The sequence below is a fragment of the Burkholderia sp. SIMBA_062 genome, assembly GCF_046534765.1.
GTDB classification, from domain to species: Bacteria; Pseudomonadota; Gammaproteobacteria; order Burkholderiales; family Burkholderiaceae; genus Burkholderia; species Burkholderia ambifaria.
Genome location: NZ_JAWRYD010000305.1, coordinates 1 through 268, shown reverse-complemented (window position 1 = coordinate 268; position 268 = coordinate 1). Strand labels below are relative to the sequence as shown.

General features: G+C 69.8%; 1 pseudogene. It reads right to left on the bottom strand.

Going from position 1 to position 268, the window contains the following annotated elements:
- Nucleotides 1–268, bottom strand: a pseudogene (locus tag SB786_RS36460) (hypothetical protein); the annotation flags it as partial.

The window sequence follows — 268 nt, the reverse complement described above, 5'->3', positions numbered from 1 at the left end:
CCCCGATTCGCGCGGCCGCCGGCAGCACCCGCTTTCACACGCCCCTTCGCCGCAGCCGTCTCCGTCGTGCCCGTCACCTCGTCGTGCTGCGCGCGCACGATCTCGATCAGCCGCCGCGCGGCGGGCGACAGATAGTCGTCGTTGCGATGCACGACGCCGAACTCGCGCGTCATCGTCGTGACCGGATTCGGCAGTTCGACGAGCGCGGGCGTGAAGCGGCCCGCCTCCAGATTGCGCCGCGAAATAAAGCTCAGCAGGCCGGTTTCGG